This window comes from Stenotrophomonas sp. CASM114 (assembly GCF_049384325.1).
GTDB lineage: Bacteria > Pseudomonadota > Gammaproteobacteria > Xanthomonadales > Xanthomonadaceae > Stenotrophomonas > Stenotrophomonas muris.
The window spans coordinates 495017-515349 of sequence record NZ_JBMRGJ010000001.1; the positions used below are offsets into that span (position 1 = coordinate 495017).

The window sequence follows — 20333 nt, forward strand, 5'->3', positions numbered from 1 at the left end:
AGCATCGCCGCGTGTGTGGACCGTTCGGCCCGCCGGCCACCCACCTGACACTGCGGGCCGCATGCCGAGGACCCTTCCATGAGTACCATCGAAAAGCTGCCTTCAAGCGGCTCACCGTTCGCCACCATCCGTACCGAAGACAGCGCCGACGGCGCTGCCCACTGGCTGTTCATGCACGCCGATGCCGCCACCGGGATCCGCCCCTGCTGCCGCAAGGACATGCTCGACGAAATGTGGAGCTACATGGCGGCCATCACCCGCAGCCCTGCCGAACGCCACAACGGGACATTGCGGCATTTCGTGCTGGCCTCCGATGCCGTCGCCTACAACCTGGGCGGCGACCTGGACCTGTTCACCCGCCTGATCCGCGAAGGCAACCGCGACCTCCTGCTGAACTACGCCCAGCGCTGCGTGGAGGGCGTGCACCACCTGCATACCGGGTTCGGTGGCGATGTCCGTTCGATCGCGCTGATCCAGGGTGACGCCCTCGGCGGCGGCCTGGAAATGGCCCTGGCCTGCCACACCATCGTCGCCGAGGAAGGCAGCGGACTGGGCCTGCCGGAGGTGCTGTTCGGCCTGTTCCCGGGCATGGGTGCGTACTCCTTCCTGTGCCGGCGCGTGTCCCCCCATCTGGCCGAGAAGATCATCCTCGACGGCCGGGTCTACAGTGCCGAGGAAATGCATGCCATGGGCGTGGTCGACGTGCTGGTGAAGAAGGGCGAAGGCCGGGCGGCGGTCGAGGAACTGATCCGCCAGCAGCAGCGCACGCCGCAGTCCTATCTGGCGATGAATGCCGCACGCGCCATCGCCCAGCCGGTCAGCTACGACGAACTGCTGGAGATCACCAAGGTATGGGTCGATTCCGCCCTCGCACTCGGCGACCGCTCGCTGCGCACCATGGATCGCCTGATCAAGGCCCAGACCCGTCGCGCCAGTCTCGACGCGGCCTGATTCCTCCCCTCCCCCAGGATGGGTTCAAGCCCGGCTGGCCACCGGGCTTTTTTTGGGTTCACGCCACGCCTCAGCGCGCTTCACCATCATCGGCGGCGCCGCGCATGCGGCGTTCGGCCCGCGCGTCCAGCGCGCGCCGACCTTCCTTGATCGCCTCCTGCAGGATGCCCAGGCGCTGACGCCATTCGGTCTTGAGCTGCCAGTCGGCCATCCGCATCAGCTCGCCGGCACGGTTGGACGCGCGCATCAGGCCGAGGTTGCTGGCCACGCCCTTGATCGCGTGGGATTGTTCGCGGAACACATCCCACTGCGTGGCCTCGCCGGCCTGCTCGGCCTTGCCCATGCAGCTCGCCACGTCCTCCAGGCACTGGCGGATGAACTCACGTTCGAAGCCCTCGCCCATGCCCAGCGAAGCCAGTTCGTCCAGCACGCTGCTGTCGAGCACGCCATCCTGCAGCGGCGCCGCCGGTCGCACCACCGGTGCGGCCATGGTCTTCAGCTGGGCATTGCTGGCGATCTCGGCCAGCGTATCGAGCAGGCGCACCGCAACGACGGGCTTGGCCAGGAAGGCATGTGCGCCGGCCTGGGTACAGCGCTGGATCGCCTCGGGCGTTACATCCGCACTGAGTACCAGTACCGGCGTGCGCGGACCGCCGCCGGCCTGCATCACCCGCAGTTCCTTGAGCATGTCCAGCCCGCTCATGCCCGGCATGTGCAGATCGACGATGACCGCGTCGAACTCGCTGTCGGCCAGCGCATCCAGCACCGCCTCACCGCCGTCCACGCACAGCACGCGATGGCCGGCCTTCTGCAGCAGGCGCTGCAGGACCATGCGGTTGGCCTCGTGGTCGTCGGCCACCAGGATCTGCATGCTGCGCACGCGGGCGCGATGGCGCAGGAACGGATCGGCAAAAGCGATCACGTTGCCGCCCGGGCCCGCGTCTTCGTCGCCGCTCAGGCTCGGCACCACGCCCGGCACCTGCGGCTGCGGCGGCGCGAACGGCAGCTCGACCCAGAAGTGGCTGCCGCGGGGCGGGTTTTCCAGATAGCCGATGTCACCGTCCATCGCCTCGACCAGGCCCTTGGCGATGGTCGTGCCCAGCCCCGTCCCCTCGTGGCGGCGCGCCATGCTGACATCGGCCTGCTCGAACGCGTCGAACAGCCGTGCACGCATGGCAGGTGGCACGCCGATGCCGGTGTCGAGGATGTCGAAGCGCAACCGCACCGCCCCGCTGGCATCGGCCTGCACCACGCCGACACGTATCTCGACCCGGCCATGGTCGGTGAACTTGACCGCGTTGCCGGCCAGGTTCAGCAGGATCTGCCGCAGGTGCCCGACATCGCCGCGCACGCGTGGCGGCACACCATCGGCCACCTTCACCCGGTAATCCAGCCGTTTGGCCTTGGCCTGTGGCAACAGGATCAGACCGATCGCCTGGATCACGTCGGCCACGGCGAAGTCCTCGGCCACCACGCGCAGCTTGCCGGCCTCGATGGCCGAGATGTCCAGCACTTCCTCCACCAGTGCCAGCAGGCTGCGCGACGACGCCTGGATGGTGTTGAGGCACTCGCGCTGCTCGTCATCCAGGCGCGTGGTGGCCAGCACTTCGGTCATGCCGTTGAGACCGTTCAACGGCGTGCGGAACTCATGGCTCATGTTGGCCAGGAACCGGCTCTTGGCCTCGCTGGCGCGGCGCGCCTCGGCCATCGCTTCGGTCAACTGCCGCAGCAATGTCGAGAAGTACAGCGGCACCGCTGCCAGGCCCAGCCAGAGGCCGATGGCCAGGCGGAAATTCTGTTGCCAGTAAGGCGTCAGCATCACGGTGCAACCGAAGCTCACCATCGCCATGGCCACCGCCACGTACAGATAGTGGTTGCCAAAGCGCATGCCATTGCCGACCGTCACCCACATCACCACGATGTAGACCCAGGCCAGCGGCTCACCCATCTGCACCATGCCGGCAGCAATGAGGCCGTAGTCAGCCAGCATCCCCAGCACGCGGCGGGGATCGGAACGCGCCGGCCGCCACAGCAGCCAGCCGAACAGCAACAGTGACAGGCTCAGGCCGGTCAGCACGATCGCCAGCACACCGACGTACTGGGTGTGCGGCAGATCGTGGCGCGGTGCCGGCAACAGTACGTAGGCCAGGATCAGGCTGATCAGCACGATGCGGACGATCTGCTGGCCGTGCTCGCTGTCCTGGCGCTGGGACAGGCGCAGCCGCAGCTGCGACAACAGGCGTTTCACGCGCCCAGCCCCGGGCGCGCGGACGCCATCGAATGCTCGGCGCAGATCTGGTCGAGCTGTTCGCGGCCGCGCAGCAGCGCGTCCACGCATCGGGGATCGAACAGGCGGCCACGCTGGGCGTAGAGATAAGCCAGAGTGGCTTCCATGGTCCATGCTTCCTTGTACGGACGGGGCGAAATCAGGGCGTCGAAGACATCGGCGACGGCCACGATGCGCGCTTCCAGCGGAATCGCGTCGCCGACCAGCCCATCGGGATAGCCACTGCCGTCATAGCGCTCATGATGACGCAGTGCGATCAACGCGCCAACCTGGATGAAGCGATTCTGGCTGCCGCTCAGCAGTTCATGGCCAATCCGCGGGTGCCGGCGCATGATCGCCAGCTCTTCCTCGTTGAGCTTGCCCTGCTTGAGCAGCACCGCATCGGGAATGGCGATCTTGCCCATGTCATGCAGCGGCGCAGCCATTTCGATCAGGCGCACCTCCTCTTCGGGCAGCCCGAGCTGTTCGGCGATCAGTCCGGCCACGCGCGCCATGCGCTCCAGGTAGGCGCTGGTGCCGGCATCACGGAACTCGATCGCGCGTGCCAGCCGCGACAGCGTCTCGCGCTCGCGCTCTTCGACCTCATGCATGCTGGCCAGCAGGCGCTGCTCCAGCGACAGCGCCCGCTGCTTCACGTTCTCGGTCTGCTGGCGCAGCTGCAGCAGGTTGTAGCAGCGCGCCCGCAGCTCGCGCGGGCGGATCGGCTTGACCAAGAAGTCGATGACGCCTGCTTCCAGTGCCGCTTGCCGGATCGGCTCGTCACCGACCACGGTGATCAGGATCACCGGAATGTCACGGTGCTTGGGCAGGCGACGGAAACGACGGGCGAATTCCAGCCCATCCATCTCCGGCATGCGGTAATCGAGCAGAAGCAGGTCGACCGGATGGGCTTCGCACCAGGCCAATGCGGTCAGCGGGTCTCCGAAGTCATACACGCTCAGTTCCGGCGCGATGTCTTCGATGACGTGACGCAGCATCGTCCGGGCCGAAGTCTGGTCGTCAACGATGACGATGTTCAACGCGTACTCTGCCTGGTTTCTCGACCACGCTGGATCATCAGCAGGCGAGGATACTCTGCCGCTGCGAACGCTCGCACCCTGCATCGGCCTGACTCCCGTGTCATGCGTCCCGATTCATGATCGTCATCACAATGTGAAGCGGACTCCCCACACCGTGCCCTCCCCCTGGCGCCGATCAAGCCATAACAGGCGTCAAGGTAGTGCAATTACGATACGCCGAGTGCGGGACGCGTCAATCGCGCCGTCTCGTTTCGGGACGGCGCGCACAATCGGGAGTCAAAAAGGCGACTTACTGCTCCGGACGCATGTACGGGAACAGCAGTACATCGCGGATCGAGCTGCTGCCGGTCAGCAGCATCACCAGGCGATCCACGCCGATGCCGAGGCCGCCGGTCGGTGCCATGCCGTACTCCAGCGCACGGATGTAGTCGGCGTCGTAGTGCATGGCCTCGTCATCGCCACCTTCCTTCGCCGCCACCTGGGCCTGGAAGCGCTGGGCCTGGTCTTCCGGATCGTTCAGCTCGGAGAAGCCGTTGGCCAGCTCCTTGCCGTTGACGAACAGCTCGAAGCGGTCGGTGTAGCCCGGGTCATTGTCGTTGGCACGGGCCAGCGGCGAGACCTCCACCGGATGGTCAGTGATGAAGGTCGGCTGGATCAGGGTGTGCTCGACGGTGGCCTCGAAGATCTCCAGCAGCAGCTTGCCCCAGCCGTAGGACGGCTTGACGCGGATCTTCAAGCGCTCGCAATGGCGCAGCAGCGCGTCGCGGTCGGTGCAGTCCGCCGCAGAGATTTCCGGATTGTGGTGGCGCACCGCCTCGTCCATGCGCCAGCGGCGGAATGCCGGGCCCAGGTCGATCTTCGCGCCGTCCCATTCGACCTCGGTGCCACCGTTGACGGCCTTGGCCACGTCACGGATCACGCCTTCGGTCAGGTCCATGATCTCGTTGTACGTGGCATAGGCCTCGTACAGCTCCATCATGGTGAATTCCGGGTTGTGGCGGGTGCTGACGCCTTCATTGCGGAAGTTGCGGTTGATCTCGTACACGCGCTCAAGGCCACCCACGGTCAGGCGCTTGAGGTACAGCTCCGGCGCCACGCGCAGGTACAGGTCCAGGTCCAGCGCATTGTGGTGGGTGGTGAACGGCTTGGCCGCCGCGCCGCCGGGGATGTAATGCATCATCGGCGTCTCGACTTCCAGGAAGTCGCGGTTGTCCAGCCACGCGCGCATGGCGCGGATGATCTTCGAGCGCTTGATGAACACCGCGCGCGACTCCGGGGTCACGATCAGGTCGACGTAACGCTGGCGGTAACGCTGCTCGACGTCGGCCAGGCCATGCCACTTGTCCGGCAGCGGGCGCAGCGACTTGGTCAGCAGGCGGATCGATTCGGCCTTGACCGACAGCTCGCCGGTCTTGGTACGGGTCAGGCCGCCTTCGACGGCGATGATGTCGCCCACGTCCCAGCCCTTGAAGGCGGTATAGGCATCGCCCAGCACCGCGCCCTGCAGGAACAGCTGGATGCGGCCGGACTCGTCCTGGATCTGCGCGAAGCTGGCCTTGCCCATGATGCGCTTGGCCATCAGGCGGCCCGCCATCTTCACCTGGCGGCCGTTGCCTTCCAGGGCCTCGGCGGTCCAGGTTTCGGCATCTGCGAATTCTTCCTGCAGGCGGCCGGCGAAGTCCTCGCGACGGAAGTCGTTCGGGTACGCGATGCCCTGCCCACGCAGCGCTTTGAGTTTCTCACGGCGCTCGGCGATCAACTTGTTTTCGTCGACGGGGGGGGTATCGGTAGCTTCGCTCATGGATCTGCGGGAATCGTGTAGTGAGGGGGGATGCAGCGCCCGGCACAGCCGGTTGCCCAGCATACCAAAACCGCCCAGCCCCAGCCGGGAGAGGGGTCAGATCCCTCTGCTGCGCAAAGGGATCTGACCCCGACCGGGACCCCACCTGGACCCTGGATGTCTACCTGTTGCCGGGGAACGCCTGGCGCAACTCATCCACCAGCACCCGCTGGTTCTCCGAATAGTCCACCGGCACCGACACCAGGTGCACCCCGCCCTCGTTGAAGGCCGCTTCCAGGGTCGGGATGAACTGCTCGATGGCCGTCACCTCGTGGCCCTTGCAGCCATAGGCCTCGGCGTACTTCACGAAATCGGGGTTGCTGAAGGTCATGCCGTAGTCGGTGAATCCGTCCACGGCCTGCTTCCAGCGGATCATGCCGTAGGCACCGTCGTTGAGGATCAGCACCACCAGGTTCAGGCCCAGCCGGCGGGCCGTCTCCAGCTCCTGGCTGTTCATCATGAAGCCGCCGTCGCCGCACACCGCCAGCACCCGCCGCTGCGGATACAGGATCGAGGCCATGATCGCCGACGGCAGGCCCGCGCCCATCGTCGCCAGCGCGTTGTCCAGCAGCAGCGTGTTGGCCACCTGGGTGCGGTAGTTGCGCGCGAACCAGATCTTGTACATGCCGTTGTCCAGCGCCACGATGCCATCCGGCGGCATCACCTGGCGCACGTCGTGCACCAGCCGCTGCGGGGTGAACCCGGCCTCTTCGGCCCGGTCGGCCAGGTGTTCGAGGATGGTCGCGCGCAGCGGCAGCAGCGCAGCGGCATTCGGCACCGCGCCCTCGATGCGGTCGGCCAGCTGGGTCAGCGAACGACCGATATCGCCGATCACCTCCACCTGCGGGAAATACACCTGTTCCACCGCCGCCTGCGAGTACCCGATATGGATCACCGTCGGCCCACCCGGGCGCATCACGAATGGCGGCTTCTCGGTGACCTCGTGGCCGATGGTCACGATCACGTCGGCCTGGTCGATCGCCATGTGCACGTAATCGCGCTCGGTCAGCGCCGCGGTGCCCATGTACAGGCCTGAACCACCGGCCACCGCGCCCTTGCCCATCTGCGTGGTGAAGAACGGGATGCCGGCGCGCAGCACGAACGCGGACAGCGCGTCGCTGGACTGCGGCCGCGAGGCCGCCGAAGCGATCATCAGCAGCGGCCGCTTTGCATTGCGGATGAGCTCTGCTGCCCGATCCAGCGCCTCCGGGCTGGCAATGGGACGGTCCACCGCGTGCGGCGGAATCAGCGCCACGCCCTCGACCTCATCGGCAGCAATGTCTTCGGGCAGCTCCAGCAACACCGGGCCCGGGCGCTCTTCCTGGGCGACACGGAACGCCTCGCGGACGATGGTCGGAATGGTGCGTGCCGAGACGATCTGCCGCGCCTGTTTGGTCAGCGGCTTCATCGTGCCGACGATGTCGACGATCTGGAAGCGCGCCTGCTTGCTGGCGACGATGCCCTTCTGGCCGGTGATCATGATCACCGGCCACGCACCCAGCAGCGCATAGGCGGCGCCGGTGGTGAAGTTGAGCGCGCCCGGGCCGAGCGTGGCCAGGCATACGCCCGGCTTGCCGGTCAGGCGGCCGTAAGTGGCCGCCATGAACACCGCCGCCTGTTCGTGGCGGGTGATGACCAGTTCGATGCTGGAATGGCGGAGCGACTCGACCACGTCGAGGTTTTCTTCGCCGGGAATGCCGAAAATGCGCTCGACGCCTTCGTTCTCAAGTGCGGCGACGAGCAGATCTGAACCCTTGGACATCGGATGCCGTCCTTTGTGCTGGACTGATGGTGGATCGTTGCAGGAAGGATGAGAGCCGCGCGTCAATGCTTGTCGAACCACACTGTCTGCGCGTTGACGAATTCACGGATGCCGAAGTGCGAGAGCTCGCGGCCGAAGCCGCTCTTCTTCACACCGCCGATCGGCACGCGAGGGTCGGAAGCGGAGAAGCCGTTGACGAACACACCGCCGGTCTGCAGCCGGCGCGCCAGCTGCATGGCCCGCGCGCGGTCACCGGTCCACAGGTTGCCGCTGAGGCCGAACTCGCTCTGGTTGGCCAGTTCCACCGCGTGGTCGGCATCGCGGGCGCGACTGATCGAGGCCACCGGCCCGAACGTTTCCGTGTCAAAGGCCTGCATGCCCGGCTCTACGTCCGCCAGTACGGTGGGCGCGTAGAACGCGCCCGGGCGATCGAGCTGATGGCCGCCGACGAGCAGCTTCGCGCCTGCGTCCACCGAGGCGCGCACCTGCGCGTCCAACTGTTCCAGCAGGTCCTGGCGTGCCATCGGACCAATGCGATTGCCCGCTTCACGGCCATCACCGATGGTCAGCGCCTGCACTTTCTGGCAGAACTGCGCCACGAAGCGGTCGTACACCGCGTCTTCAACGATGATGCGCTTGCCGGCAATGCAGACCTGCCCGGTGTTCTGGAAGCGCGAGGTCACCGCCGCATCGACGGCCGCATCCAGGTCAGCGTCGGCCAGCACGATGAACGGATCCGAGCCGCCCAGTTCCAGCACCACCTTCTTCAGCGCCTGCCCGGCCTGGGCAGCGATGCTGCGGCCTGCGGCCACGCTGCCGGTCAGGGTGACGGCGGCGATGCGGTCATCGGCGATCGCACGGCTGGTACCCTCGCGGCTGATGTTGGCGGCGATGAAGGTGCCTTCCGGCAGCCCGGCATCACGCCAGGCGGCATCGAGCAGCTGCGCGGTGCCGACGATGTTCTCGGCCGGCTTCAGCAGGAAGCCGTTGCCGCCCATCAGGATCGGTACCGCCGCGCGCATCACCTGCCAGTACGGGAAATTCCACGGCATGATGCCCAGCACCACGCCCAGCGGCAGGTAGGACACGTAAGCCTTGTCGTCGGGCACCTGGGTCGGCTCGTCGCGCAGGAACTGCGCACCGTGGTCGGCGTACCAGTCGCACAGCACGGCACACTTCTCGATCTCGGCCAGTGCTTCGGCCTGCACCTTGCCCATCTCGGCGATAGCCAGCGCAGCCAGCGTCTCGCGGTCACGGCGCAGTACGCCCGCCATCGCACGCAACACCTGCGCTCGCTGTTCCAGGCTGCGGGCGCTCCAGGCGGCGAAACCGGCCTGACCGCGATCGAGGATCGCTTCCAGCTCGGCATCCGTGGCGAAGGGATGGCTGGCGATCTGCTGGCCGGTGGCCGGATCGCGGGAAATGGCGGTGCTGGGGGCAGCGGACATGCAGGTCTCCTGGTGTCTCGACGACGGGCGGCGGCCCGTCTCCTGCACAGGAATGTGGACCCGATTGGCGGAGGCAACAAGGCGTCTGCTTATCCTGTGACCTGCACTTACCTGTCTGAATGGGGGGTGTCGGCAGGGCTGCGCCCTGCACCCGCTACGATCCAGAGCAACAGCAACAGCAGAAGCTGGTTTCCTGAGGGATGGCGGGGTGGGTCCGGTTGCGGGAGACGCCGTAAACCCTTCCATGGGGGCTTGGCCGCGGCATCCATGCCGCGGACACTCCCGCAACCGGACCCACCCCGCCTTCGACGGTTTTCCGCGATCTGTCGGAAATGCTCTTGGGGTCAGATCCGTTTTCCATAGGAAAACGGATCTGACCCCGGAATTTCTTTCGATATCTGACAGATGTGTCGACCAAGGTCGACACCTACCAACAGCCGCGTGAACCTTTCAAAGGTGGGGCGGTGTCGGCGTGCGGGGTGTCAGCCGCATGGATGCGGCTGCCAAGCCCCCAGGGACGGGTTTACGGCGTCCCCGCGCTCCGACACCGCCCCGCCAACCCACGGAATCCAGCTCTAGCTCTGGCTCTGGCTTTGGCCGTTGCATTGAGCAGGTGCAGGGCTGCAAGCCCTGCCGAACACCCCCTACTTTCGCGGCAGGTAGGTCACCAGGGAAAGATCGTGCCGGCTCTCCGGTACCAGCGCCACGTACTGCAGGTCCAGCAGCCCGCGCGTGGGATGGTTCAGCTTCTTCGCACCCTCATCGAACCGGCGCACGTCGTGCTCCGGCCACCACTGGCGGAATTCTTCGCTGTGCGCGGCGAGGTCCTCGACCAGCGCCAGGAACGGCGCCTTGTCCGGCGCCTGCGCCATCGCCGCGCGGAAGCCGGCCAGCAGGCCGCGGGTCATTTCTTCCCAGTTGAGGATCAACGTGCGGTACGGCGGGTACAGGAACATCAGCCGCAGCGTGTTGCGCTCATGCGGCGCCAACTGGCTGTAGTCCACGAACAGATCGGCAATGGCCGGATTCCAGGCCAGGATATCGAAGCGGGTGTTGCGCACGTAGGCCGGGATCGGCTGCATCGCCTCCACCAACTGGCGCAGGCCATCGGTCACGCTCTCGTCCGGCGACTCCAGCGGCACGCCGTAGCCGGACAGCGCAAACGCATAGGCGCGCTCGTCGTCGCTCATGCGCAGCACCTGCGCCAGCCGCTCCAGCACCTCGGGCGAGGCGCGCACTTCACGGCCCTGCTCGATCCAGGTGTACCAGCTGACACTGACCCCGATCGCCAGCGCGACTTCCTCGCGTTTCAGGCCCGGGGTACGCCGGCGCCCGGCCGGCAGGCCGAGCGTGGCGGGGTCGACACGGGCACGGCAGGCCTTGAGGAAGCCGCCCAGTTCCTTGCGTTCACTTTCGCTGCGCATCATCGCCCTCCGTTGCGGAAGGCGATGCTATCCGCGCAGGCGCGTCGATCAGGCATCGACGCGCTTGGAGCCCACGGCCAGGCCGGCCTTCAGGCTGGCCTCGACGAACTCGTCCAGGTCGCCGTCGAGCACCTTCTGCGTATCCGAGCGCTCGATGCCGGTACGCAGGTCCTTGATACGGCTCTGGTCGAGCACGTAGTTGCGGATCTGGCTGCCCCAGCCGATGTCGGACTTGGTGGCTTCCACCGCGTCCTTCTCGGCGTTGCGCTTCTGGATCTCCAGCTCGTACAGCTTGGCGGCCAGCATCTTCATCGCGTTGTCGCGGTTCTGGTGCTGGCTGCGGCCGGTCTGGCAGGCCACGACAATGTTGGTCGGGATGTGGGTGATGCGCACCGCCGACTCGGTCTTGTTCACGTGCTGGCCACCGGCACCGGACGAACGGTACACGTCGGTACGCAGGTCGGCCGGGTTGATGGTGATGTCGATGTTGTCGTCGATTTCCGGCGACACGAACACCGAGGTGAAGCTGGTGTGGCGGCGATTGTCCGAGTCGAACGGCGACTTGCGCACCAGGCGGTGCACACCGGTCTCGGTCTTCAGCCAGCCATAGGCATAGTCGCCTTCCACGCGCAGCGTGGCCGACTTGATGCCAGCAACGTCGCCGCCGGAGACTTCCATCAGCTCGGTCTTCCAGCCACGCGATTCACACCAGCGCAGGTACATGCGCAGCAGGATCTCGGCCCAGTCCTGGGCTTCGGTACCACCGGCACCGGCCTGGATGTCGACGAACGCGGCCGCATTGTCCATCTCGCCGGAGAACATGCGCTGGAACTCCAGCTTCTCCACGTGAGCCTGGTGCTTGTCGAGGTCGGCGACCACGGCCAGGGCGGTGTCCTCGTCCTGCTCGGACTCGGCCAGCTCCAGCAGCTCGGTGGCATCGTTCAGGCCATCGAGCACCGAGGCGATGCCGCCCACGGTCTTTTCCAGGCTGGAACGTTCGCGGCCCAGGTTCTGGGCGTACTCGGCGTTGTTCCAGACGTCGGGGCTTTCCAGCTCCCGCGTTACTTCTTCAAGACGCTCTTTCTTGGCGTCGTAGTCAAAGATACCCCCGAAGCGACAGCACGCGATCGGTCAGATCGGTGATGCGCTGGCGGACAGGATTCAGTTCGATCATGTCGGCGGTTATGCATTCAAAAGATGACTGGTAATGATACCGCAGGCTGCGGGTGCCCGGAATGAGGGCCTCACCCTGCCCCCAGCGCCTGCCGCAGCAGCGGCAGCTGGCGCCGGCTGCACGGCACTTTCGCCCCGTCGGCCATGTGCAGCAGGGCCTCGCCTCCGTCCAGCGGCTCGATCGAGCGCAACTGGCCGCGATTGATCAGCCAGCTGCGATGCGGGCGCAGGAACTCGCCCGGGTCCAGCCGCTGCTCCAGCACCGCCATGGTGATGCGCAGCGGGTAATCGTGGCCGCGTACCCGCAGGTTCACATAGTTCCCCGCGGCCTGGGCATACTCCACGTCCGCCGTGGCGACCAGGAACTCCTTGCCCAGCTTGCGCACCAGGAAGTGCTGGGGGCGCTCGACCGGCTCCACCGGCGGGCCGACGTCCGGCTCGGCCAGCAGGCTCGCCTCGCCCTGCCTGCGCCTGCCGAACCAGCTGGCAAAGTGCTCAAGGGCCACGAACATCGCGAACGTGCGCACATCCTTCAGGTATTCGTAGGCAAAACGCTCCAGCCAGCCGGCATCATCCTGGTAGCGATGGCCCAGCGACCCGTAGGCCAGGTGCCGCAGCAGCACCATCCCCACCACGTGCAGCAGCGACCAGCCGACGCTGGCCAGCAGATACAGCGGCAATCGCCGCTTCCAGGTATCGGCATGCAGCGGCCAGCGCTCGCAGCCCCACCACAGCAGCGGCAGGGTCAACAGGACCAGGCCGAGGCTGCTGAACTCCCAGATCATCGGCTCCCACAGCCCGAGATCGGCGCCGCGGCGACTGGCGTCCATCACTTCCACCAGCGCATTGGTCACTGCCGAGGCCGACAGGATCGCCGCCCATACCAGCAGGCGGGTTGAAGTACGCCAGCGCGATGGTCGGCCCTGGGTCATTGCTGCATCCATGTCGTTGCGGTGCTCCAGCCTGCCTCAAGGGACAAAGGGTAGCGGCTCCATTGATCCCACCACCCCCGCCATTGGTCACTGCGTCGGTTCCAGCGGCCCCTTGCCAGTCGCCGCACGGACCGGGCGGCGTCACCTTGGCTCGACTCTCCGGCACACCACCACCATGACCCGACGCTACGACATCGACGCCCTGCGCGTGTTCGCCTTCGCCCTGCTGATCCTCTACCACACCGCCATGGCCTACGTGGACGACTGGGGCTTTCACCTCAAGAGCGTGCATACCGCCGAATGGCTGCAGTGGCCGATGCTGTTCGTCAACCGCTGGCGGATGTCGCTGCTGTTCCTGATCTCGGGTATCGCCATCGCGCTGATGCGGCCGGAAGGCAGGTTGCTGCGCTTCGCCGGCCTGCGCACCTGGCGGCTGCTGCTGCCGCTGCTGTTCGGCATGTTCGTGATCGTGCCGATCCAGCCCTATTGCGAAGGCGTGGCAAACGGCCACGTGGCACCCGGCTTCGGCCACTTCCTGCTGCGCTACTGGCAGGTGCGGCCGTGGCCGGAAGGCAGCTTCGCCGGCTGGCAGTACGGCATCACCTGGAACCACCTGTGGTACCTGGCCTATCTGTGGAACTACACGCTGGCCTTGGCCCTGTTGATGCCATTGCTGGGAACGACGGTGGTTCGCCGCGCGATGGCGCTCTGCGCAGCATCGCCGATGCTGCTGATCGGCCTTCCGTCCGTCCTGCTGCTGGCCTGGGTGATCTGGCTGGAGCCGATCTACCCGTCCACCAATGCCCTGCTCGGCGACTGGTACCAGCACGCGAAGTACGCGACGGTGTTCCTGGCCGGCTACCTGCTGGGTCGTGAACCGGTGTTCTGGGAGCGCGTGGTCGCCCTGCGCCGCACGACGCTATGGCTGGCGCTGGCTGCCGTCGGCTGGTATCTGGGGTTGCGCATCCTTGGCCAGGTACTGCCAGCTGACTCCTCGCTGCGGCAATGGCCCGAACCGTTCTGGGACCTGCAGGGCCGGGCCAGCCAGTCGCTTTACGTATGGACCGCGCTGCTGGCCATCCTCGGCTGGGGAAAGGTCTTCCTCGATCGCCCGTTCCGCTGGCTGCCGTACTGCACCGAGGCGATCTATCCCTGGTACATGCTGCACCAGAGCCTGATCATCGTGCTGTTGTTCTGGCTCAAGCCACTTCAGTTGGGCCCGTGGATGGAACCGGCCCTGCTGCTGGCCGGTACTGTCGGCGGCTGCCTGCTGATCCATGAGTTGCTGATCCGTCGCGTGCGTTGGCTGCGGCCCCTGTTCGGCCTGCGTGCGAATCCGCCGGCGGCGCCAATGGCGCGCACCGCAGTAGTGTAGAGCCGAGCCCGCGCTCGGCTGCCTCTGCCATGAGCCGCGCATGTGCCCGGCGCTACATCAAGGCAGTCGAGCCAGCTCGACTCTACACGGGTGTCCGAGCGGTCAACGCACCTCGAACTCGCCCACCAGCACGGTTTCGGCGCGATCCTTCAGCCGCATCGTCACCATCTGGTCCTTCTGCTTGGCCGTGCCCCAGTGGGTGGTCAGGCGCAGCATCAGCGTCGTCGCACCGGTCACCAGTTGCTGGCGACTGCCGAAATAGTTCGCCTCGACCTTGTACTTGCCCGGCTTGGCGTTGCGCAGCGAGAACTGCTCGGGGCCATAGCCGCCGGTGAAGTCCTGCGACATCCGCCCGCCCTGGTAGGTCTGGCGGTTGCCGTAGTAGGCACGCTCGCCGTTCGGGTCGGTCACCCACAGGTCCATGTCGCTGTTGTCGGCATCCCAGGACAGCACCACGCGCAGGTCCAGCGGCATTGCCTGCAGCAGGCGCGGGTCGATGGCCGAGGTATCCAGCCGTGGCGTGCTGCGCGCCACCAGGTTGGTCAGCTCATCCAATGCGATCAGGGCGATGCCATCGAAGCGGCTGTCCCACGGCCGCACCACCACCTGGTACAGCGGCGCCAGCGCCTGTTGCGGCTTGCCGGCCGCTGCCAGCGCCAGGCCCAGGTCGCGGAAGCTCTGCGGTTCTTCCTGGCCCATCGCCAGCACCTGCTCGAACACCGGCACCGCCAGTGCCGGGGCATCAGCCTGCATCAGCCGGTAGCCGAGCACGCGCAGCAGATGCCGGTTGTCCAGATCCATCTCGGCCAGGTTCGACAGTACCCGCAGTGCCAGTTCGCGCTGGCCCTGCTCCAGCAGCAGGTCGGCCACATCGAGGAAGAACGCGCTGCTGTCGGCGTGGGCATCGCGCTCGGCCAGATAGCGGTCGTAAAGTTGCGACGGCGGACCCTGGCGCAGGCGCCGGGCGATGGCCGAGTCCGGCTGCCAGGCCGCCAGCTGGATGCCGAGTTGGCCGTCGTTGGCAGCAGCGGGCGCAGCGACACGGCCACCAGTGACTGTGATTGAATCCAGGGCCTTGTTCGATGCAGGCGCTGAGCGACGCGCACGCGCGCTGCTGGCTTCCATGCGCTGCTCGGCGGCGGCGGCCATCGGTGCCGGGGCGGGTGGTGCCGCCGGGGCCGGCGCGGCGAGCATCGCCACCGGCGCTGATTCCATCGCGTAGTCCGCGGAGGCCACTTCGAGTGCCCCGCCCTTCGGCTGCGGCGGCACACCCTTCGGCCAGCTGCGGTTCCACCACTGCTGGCGCTCCTTCCAGCGAGCGGCCACTTCATCCAGGCGCTGGCGATCGGCTGCGGCGCGATCACTTACCTGCACTGCAAACCTGGCGTCGTACTCGGCGCGCAACGTGCCGGAAGGGCGGATCGCATAGCGCAGGTAGTCCTCCAGCGTCTCCAGCACGATCAGCGAGGTATCCGGCCCGACCAGGCCGAACTGTTGTGACAGGCGCTGCATCGCCTCGCGGTTGCCACGGCGATCGGCGGCCAGCTGCTGCAGGCGCGCCTGCGCCCACAAGCCCGCCAGCAGTTCTCCGTCGTTGCTCTTCTGCGTGGCGGGCAGCGCCTGCCATTCGCCGCCACCCACGCGCACCCGCATCGGCACACCGTCGGCCGCCAGTCGTGCATGCAGCCACAACCAGCCCTGGGCTTCACTGCGACGATCGATCACCACGTCCTGCACGCCGCGCCCTGCATCGACCTGCACATCCATCGGCGACGATAGCAGCTCACGGGCGGCCAATTCGACATCCTTCCCCAGCGCTACGAAGCGACCACCATGCGCTTCGCTCCAGCCACGCAGTCGCACGGCATCGGTGCGCGCACCGGCGCTGCTGACCGCAAACAGGCGTTGGTCCGGCGCCATCGCCGGCAGCTGTTCCGGCCCATAGGTCAGCAGGCCATCGCTGACCAGCAGGTATTCCTTCACGCCCGGCTGCGGCTGCCACTGCGCCAGTGCGCTGGCGCCGTCCGGACGCACGGCCTGCAGTGCTGCGCGCAGCTCGTTCCAGTTGCCGGCGCGGATGCGGAATCGACGCACCGGCTCGGCGCGATCGCGCAGCACGGTCAAGGCCACGGTGCCGTCACCCATCGCAGCGAAGTAGCGATCCAGCAGGGCGAACTCACGCGAGCGATCGCGCTGTCCCGCCGAACCGGAGCCGTCCCACAGCAGGCCGATCTCGCTGGGCAACGTGCGCGGCGTGCTGCTGGCCACCACCGGCAGCTGCGCCAACAGGTAATGGCCGTCCTGCCAGGGCGCCACCTGCACCTGTGCCTGTCGGGCTGCCGGCAGGCTCCACTGCAGCTGCTGCGGCAGCTGCGCGCCCCTGCCCTGCCACTGCAGCTGGCCCGCGCTGATGCGGAATGGCGCCGTACCCGCGGTGGCCGTGTCGGGGGCCTGCAGTTTCAGCTCAACCGAGGCTGCACCGGCGGCGAACTGCAGCGGCAGTGTCCACTGCCAGCCTTGGCCGGCGAAGGCCAACGGCTCGCGAATCACCAGCTCCACGCGCCGGCTACCGCCGGCCGGCAGCGGGTAGATGCGCAACCGGAACTGGTTGCCAGCGGTCTGTTCCAGCAGGCCCGGGTCGACCCCGCGACGGGCGATCTCCTCGAACACCTGGCGGCCGCGATCCTTGGGCACCGGCACCGCGTCACGCATCTCGCCGTTGATATCCAGCGCGAAGCCGCTGATCTGCTGGCCATCGGCCAGTGGAAACTGCAGCTCGCCCTCCAGTACCCGCCGGTTGGGGTTGTGGAATTCCAGCGTGATCCGGGTCTGGGCGATGCCGGCCTGCACCTCGCCTTCGATGCGGGCGTGTCGCAATTGAACCGGCTGCTCAGCCGCCGGCGCGATCAGCAGCGGCGTGGCAGCCTGCAGCCGGGAGATCGGCGGCGACTGCGCGCCAGCGGGCCAGGCCGCAAGGGCCAGCAACAACACGGTGCAGCAACGGGTGAAGACCATGACCGGACTCCAGTGGGATCGTGAACCTTTGAACGCACCAGCAACCGTAATGGGGTTGGCGCCCCCAAAAAGGGGACGGAGGGGATTAAGTCGCAAGTGGCAAACAAGGCACAAGCGACTTAATCCCCTCCGTCCCCTTTTTTCATGCGGGCAGGCAGTGCTCCACGATCAGCTGGATGGCGCTGCCGCCGCGATAGTCGTCGCAGGCGAGGCGATAGGCGAGATGCACATGGCGACCGGGCGCGTTGCCGTGCCAGCCGCCGAAATGGATGGCGTTGATCGTGCCGGGTACGCCGGGCAGGCGCAGTTCCAGCTTCAAGTGACGCTCCTTCAGCACGCGCCAGTTGGCTACTTCGAAGTGGCCGTCGAACAGTGGCTCGGGGAAACCCTGGCCCCACGGCCCGGCCAGGCGCAACGCATCGGCGTGGCGATGGTCCAGCTCGTCCGCGGCCAGCTCGCCGTCACTGAGCACCTGCTGCTGCAGTGCCGCCGGATCGAGCATCTCCAGCACCACCGCGACGAAGGCGGCCTTGAAGTCGTCGACGTGGTCACGCCGCAGGCTGAGCCCGGCCGCCATGGCGTGGCCGCCGAAGCGTTCGATCAGGCCCGGATGGCGCGCATCGACCAGCGCAAGGGCGTCACGGATGTGCAGGCCGGGAATGGAGCGCGCCGAGCCTCGCAGGGTGTCGGCGCCAGGTTCGGCCGGCGCGAAGGCGATCACCGGGCGATGCAAGCGGTCCTTCATCTTCGACGCGACCAGGCCGACCACGCCCGGATGCCAGTCGGCATCGAACAGGCAGGCCGCCACCGGTCGCTGACCGGCCATGTCCAGCACCACCCGGGTCAACGCCTGCTCGGCATCGTCGGTCATCGACTGCTGCACGGCGCGCCGTTCCGAATTGATCTGCTCCAGCGTCTGCGCGATCTCGCGCGCCTGGCGCGGGTCTTCGGTCAGCAGCAGCGCGATGCCCAGCGCCATGTCTTCGAGCCGGCCCGCGGCATTCAGGCGCGGGCCGAGCGCGAAGCCGATGTCGGTGGCAGTGAGCCGCGCGGCATCACGGCCGCTGGCTTCGATCAGCGCACGCAGGCCGACACAGCCCTGCCCCGCGCGCAGGCGCCGCAGGCCCGCGCTGACCAGTGCCCGGTTGTTCGGATCCAGCGCCACCAGGTCGGCGACGGTACCGACCGCCACCAGGTCCAGCAGCGTGGTCAGGTCCGGCCCCTTGCCATCGGCGAAGACGCCGGCCTCGCGCATGTGCCGGCGCAGCGCCATCAGCACGTAGAAGATCACGCCGACGCCGGCCAGTGACTTGCTGGGGAACGCATCACCGTCGAGATTGGGATCGACGATGACATCGGCCGGCGGCAGCTGCGGCCCGGGAAGGTGATGGTCGGTGACCAGCACCTGCCAGCCGCGCGCCTTGGCGGCGGTCACGCCCGCATGGCAGGCGATGCCGTGATCTACAGTCACCAGCAGGTCCGGCTGCAGCGCGGCCAGTTCCTCCACCAGCGACGGCGACAGGCCATAGCCATGCACCATGCGGTTCGGCACCGCGTGGAAGACGTGCTGCGCGCCGAGCATGCGCAGGCCGCGCACGCCGACCGCACAGGCGGTGGCGCCATCGCAATCGAAATCGCCGACCACCAGGATGCGCCTGTCATTGGCGATGGCCTCGATCAGCAGACCCACCGCATCATCGATGCCGGTCAGCAACTCGGGCGCGTGGAGGCTGCCCAGTTTCGGCAGCGCCAGCTCTGGCGTACCTGCGCCACGGCTGGCATACAGGCGCGCCAGCAGTGGCAGCGTGCCCTCTGGCCAGCTGCCGGGTACGACCGCATCGCGGCGGCGGATCATCGGCGTATCGGAGGAGGAGTGCGCAGCATCGGCGGCAAGGGACATCGGCATCGCCGGGTTGCGGAAGACATCCCCATGATAGCGCGGGGTCGGATCTCTCTGCCCGCAGGAGGCTCCACCCCGATCGCGAGCATTTGGAATCTGCCAGCATATCTTCCATGCTTGTCGGCCCGGAAATGGACTTCAACGCATGCATCGCACGCTGCTTCCCGCGCTGCTGGGCCTCGCCCTGGCCCCGGCCGCCCACGCCGCCACACCCGAACCGAAGGCCGGCGTGCAGTTCCAGCACAACGACTGGTCGCTGGCCTGTGACAACACCCGCACCTGCCGCGCCGCCGGCTACAGCCCGGAAGAACCCGGCAATCTGCTCAGCCTGATGCTGGAACGCGCGGGCGGCCCGGCTACGAAGGTGCTCGCGCGGCTGCGCAATGGCGAGGATGGCGAAAGCCCGACGCCGACCGGGGCGCTGCGCCTGCGCCTGAACGGCAAGGACCTGGGCCCGGTGCACGACACCGGCGACGGGGACAACGTGTTGTTGCAGCAGGCACAGACCGATGCACTGGTCGCCGCACTGCCGCGCCAGGCACGCATCGAGATCATCGACGGCAAGGGCAAGGCGTGGCCGATCTCCGACAGCGGCGCAGCGGCCGTACTGCTGAAGATGGACGAGGCCCAGGGCCGGCTGGGCACGCCCGGTGCGCTGGTGCGGCGTGGCGACAAGCCCGAAGCGAGCGTGCCTGCGGCGTTGCCGGTACCAGTGATCGTGCGCGGCACGCTGATGGCACCGCGCGCCTCGGACGCGGCGCTGGCCAAGGCACCGGGCCTGCGCAAGGCGCTGATCGCCAGCCTGCCGAAGCCGGATGAGTGCGGCCGCCTGAGCGATGGCGGGACAGATGAGATCGAGATCCAGCGACTGGACGCCCAGCATGTACTGGCAAGCACCAGTTGCTTCGTGGGTGCCTACAACATGAGCAACGCCTACTGGGTGGTGCGGGACAGATCGCCGTACCAGGCGACCTTTGTCACCAACCTGGCCGAAGATTTTGACCGCGATGACGCTACGCTGCGAGGCCGCTCCCGAGGCCGCGGTGTCGGCGATTGCATCTCCGCCAATGACTGGGTGTGGGACGGGGAGCGCTTCGTGAAGAGCAGCGATTTCACGACGGGCCAGTGTCGCAATATGCTCGGCGGGCACTGGACACTGCCGACGGTGGTCAGCGAGGTCCGTTGAGGCGCCGCTACCTGCGGTAGT

13 protein-coding genes are annotated in these 20333 nt (G+C 67.1%); 3 read left to right on the forward strand and 10 right to left on the reverse strand.

Features of this window, described 5'->3' with window-relative positions; all coding sequences use genetic code 11:
* The first annotated feature begins 78 nt into the window (after window positions 1-78).
* Window positions 79-951: a crotonase/enoyl-CoA hydratase family protein gene (locus tag VG566_RS02290; protein WP_014647007.1), complete on the forward strand. Its 873-nt coding sequence runs from the start codon at window positions 79-81 to the stop codon at window positions 949-951.
* A 70-nt stretch (window positions 952-1021) separates the two neighbouring features.
* Here the strand turns inward: VG566_RS02290 and VG566_RS02295 are convergent, their stop codons facing one another.
* From VG566_RS02295 to VG566_RS02330, 8 genes are all read right to left on the reverse strand, one after another.
* Window positions 1022-3199 carry a response regulator gene (locus VG566_RS02295; RefSeq protein WP_241883832.1) on the reverse strand — a complete coding sequence of 726 codons (2178 nt, stop codon included), beginning with the start codon at window positions 3197-3199 and terminating at the stop codon, window positions 1022-1024.
* Window positions 3196-4341, reverse strand: a complete 1146-nt coding sequence (locus VG566_RS02300) for a response regulator (protein WP_032959453.1) — start codon at window positions 4339-4341, stop codon at window positions 3196-3198. The genes VG566_RS02295 and VG566_RS02300 overlap by 4 nt, the downstream gene beginning before the upstream one ends.
* 205 nt (window positions 4342-4546) lie before the next feature.
* Window positions 4547-6058: a lysine--tRNA ligase gene (gene lysS, locus VG566_RS02305; protein ID WP_012480078.1), complete on the reverse strand. Its 1512-nt coding sequence runs from the start codon at window positions 6056-6058 to the stop codon at window positions 4547-4549.
* A gap of 160 nt (window positions 6059-6218) precedes the next feature.
* Window positions 6219-7859, reverse strand: coding sequence for an acetolactate synthase large subunit (locus VG566_RS02310; RefSeq protein WP_014647004.1), 1641 nt, complete (start codon window positions 7857-7859; stop codon window positions 6219-6221).
* A 62-nt stretch (window positions 7860-7921) separates the two neighbouring features.
* Window positions 7922-9307, reverse strand: coding sequence for an NAD-dependent succinate-semialdehyde dehydrogenase (locus VG566_RS02315; protein WP_241883831.1), 1386 nt, complete (start codon window positions 9305-9307; stop codon window positions 7922-7924).
* A 644-nt stretch (window positions 9308-9951) separates the two neighbouring features.
* Window positions 9952-10734: a helix-turn-helix transcriptional regulator gene (locus VG566_RS02320; RefSeq protein ID WP_057495109.1), complete on the reverse strand. Its 783-nt coding sequence runs from the start codon at window positions 10732-10734 to the stop codon at window positions 9952-9954.
* Window positions 10735-10779: 45 nt separating this feature from the next.
* Window positions 10780-11905, reverse strand: a protein-coding gene (gene prfB / locus VG566_RS02325; protein ID WP_014037064.1) for a peptide chain release factor 2 whose coding sequence is annotated in 2 segments (ribosomal slippage) — window positions 10780-11829 and window positions 11831-11905 — 1125 coding nt in all. Because the reading frame shifts where the segments join, the coding sequence is not laid out codon by codon here.
* A 70-nt stretch (window positions 11906-11975) separates the two neighbouring features.
* On the reverse strand, window positions 11976-12836 hold the full coding sequence (locus tag VG566_RS02330) for a LytTR family DNA-binding domain-containing protein (RefSeq protein ID WP_241883830.1): 861 nt from the start codon (window positions 12834-12836) through the stop codon (window positions 11976-11978).
* 175 nt (window positions 12837-13011) lie between these two features.
* Between VG566_RS02330 and VG566_RS02335 the strand changes: the two genes are divergently transcribed.
* A complete protein-coding gene (locus VG566_RS02335) occupies window positions 13012-14211 on the forward strand; it encodes an acyltransferase family protein (RefSeq protein ID WP_100449973.1) in 1200 nt (399 codons plus the stop codon).
* Between the two features lie 102 nt (window positions 14212-14313).
* On the opposite strand, the gene VG566_RS02340 is transcribed toward VG566_RS02335, so the two are convergent.
* Together VG566_RS02340 and recJ are read right to left on the reverse strand one after the other, a co-directional pair.
* Entirely contained in the window at window positions 14314-17226 is a 2913-nt protein-coding gene (locus tag VG566_RS02340; protein ID WP_241883829.1) for a VIT domain-containing protein, read from the reverse strand.
* Between the two features lie 142 nt (window positions 17227-17368).
* A complete protein-coding gene (gene recJ / locus VG566_RS02345) occupies window positions 17369-19126 on the reverse strand; it encodes a single-stranded-DNA-specific exonuclease RecJ (RefSeq protein ID WP_164167375.1) in 1758 nt (585 codons plus the stop codon).
* A gap of 145 nt (window positions 19127-19271) precedes the next feature.
* Between recJ and VG566_RS02350 the strand changes: the two genes are divergently transcribed.
* Window positions 19272-20312, forward strand: coding sequence for a DUF1176 domain-containing protein (locus tag VG566_RS02350; RefSeq protein ID WP_134966490.1), 1041 nt, complete (start codon window positions 19272-19274; stop codon window positions 20310-20312).
* Window positions 20313-20333 lie beyond the last annotated feature (21 nt).

Bases quoted from the DNA above. Each gene is read 5' to 3' on its own strand.
- VG566_RS02315 (WP_241883831.1), bottom strand. From the start codon at position 9,307: ATGTCCGCTGCCCCCAGCACCGCCATTTCCCGCGATCCGGCCACCGGC.
- VG566_RS02350 (WP_134966490.1), top strand. From the start codon at position 19,272: ATGCATCGCACGCTGCTTCCCGCGCTGCTGGGCCTCGCCCTGGCCCCG.
- VG566_RS02320 (WP_057495109.1), bottom strand. From the start codon at position 10,734: ATGATGCGCAGCGAAAGTGAACGCAAGGAACTGGGCGGCTTCCTCAAG.
- VG566_RS02340 (WP_241883829.1), bottom strand. From the start codon at position 17,226: ATGGTCTTCACCCGTTGCTGCACCGTGTTGTTGCTGGCCCTTGCGGCC.
- VG566_RS02310 (WP_014647004.1), bottom strand. From the start codon at position 7,859: ATGTCCAAGGGTTCAGATCTGCTCGTCGCCGCACTTGAGAACGAAGGC.
- VG566_RS02335 (WP_100449973.1), top strand. From the start codon at position 13,012: ATGACCCGACGCTACGACATCGACGCCCTGCGCGTGTTCGCCTTCGCC.
- VG566_RS02290 (WP_014647007.1), top strand. From the start codon at position 79: ATGAGTACCATCGAAAAGCTGCCTTCAAGCGGCTCACCGTTCGCCACC.
- VG566_RS02300 (WP_032959453.1), bottom strand. From the start codon at position 4,341: ATGCAGGGTGCGAGCGTTCGCAGCGGCAGAGTATCCTCGCCTGCTGAT.
- lysS (WP_012480078.1), bottom strand. From the start codon at position 6,058: ATGAGCGAAGCTACCGATACCCCCCCCGTCGACGAAAACAAGTTGATC.
- VG566_RS02330 (WP_241883830.1), bottom strand. From the start codon at position 12,836: ATGACCCAGGGCCGACCATCGCGCTGGCGTACTTCAACCCGCCTGCTG.
- recJ (WP_164167375.1), bottom strand. From the start codon at position 19,126: ATGTCCCTTGCCGCCGATGCTGCGCACTCCTCCTCCGATACGCCGATG.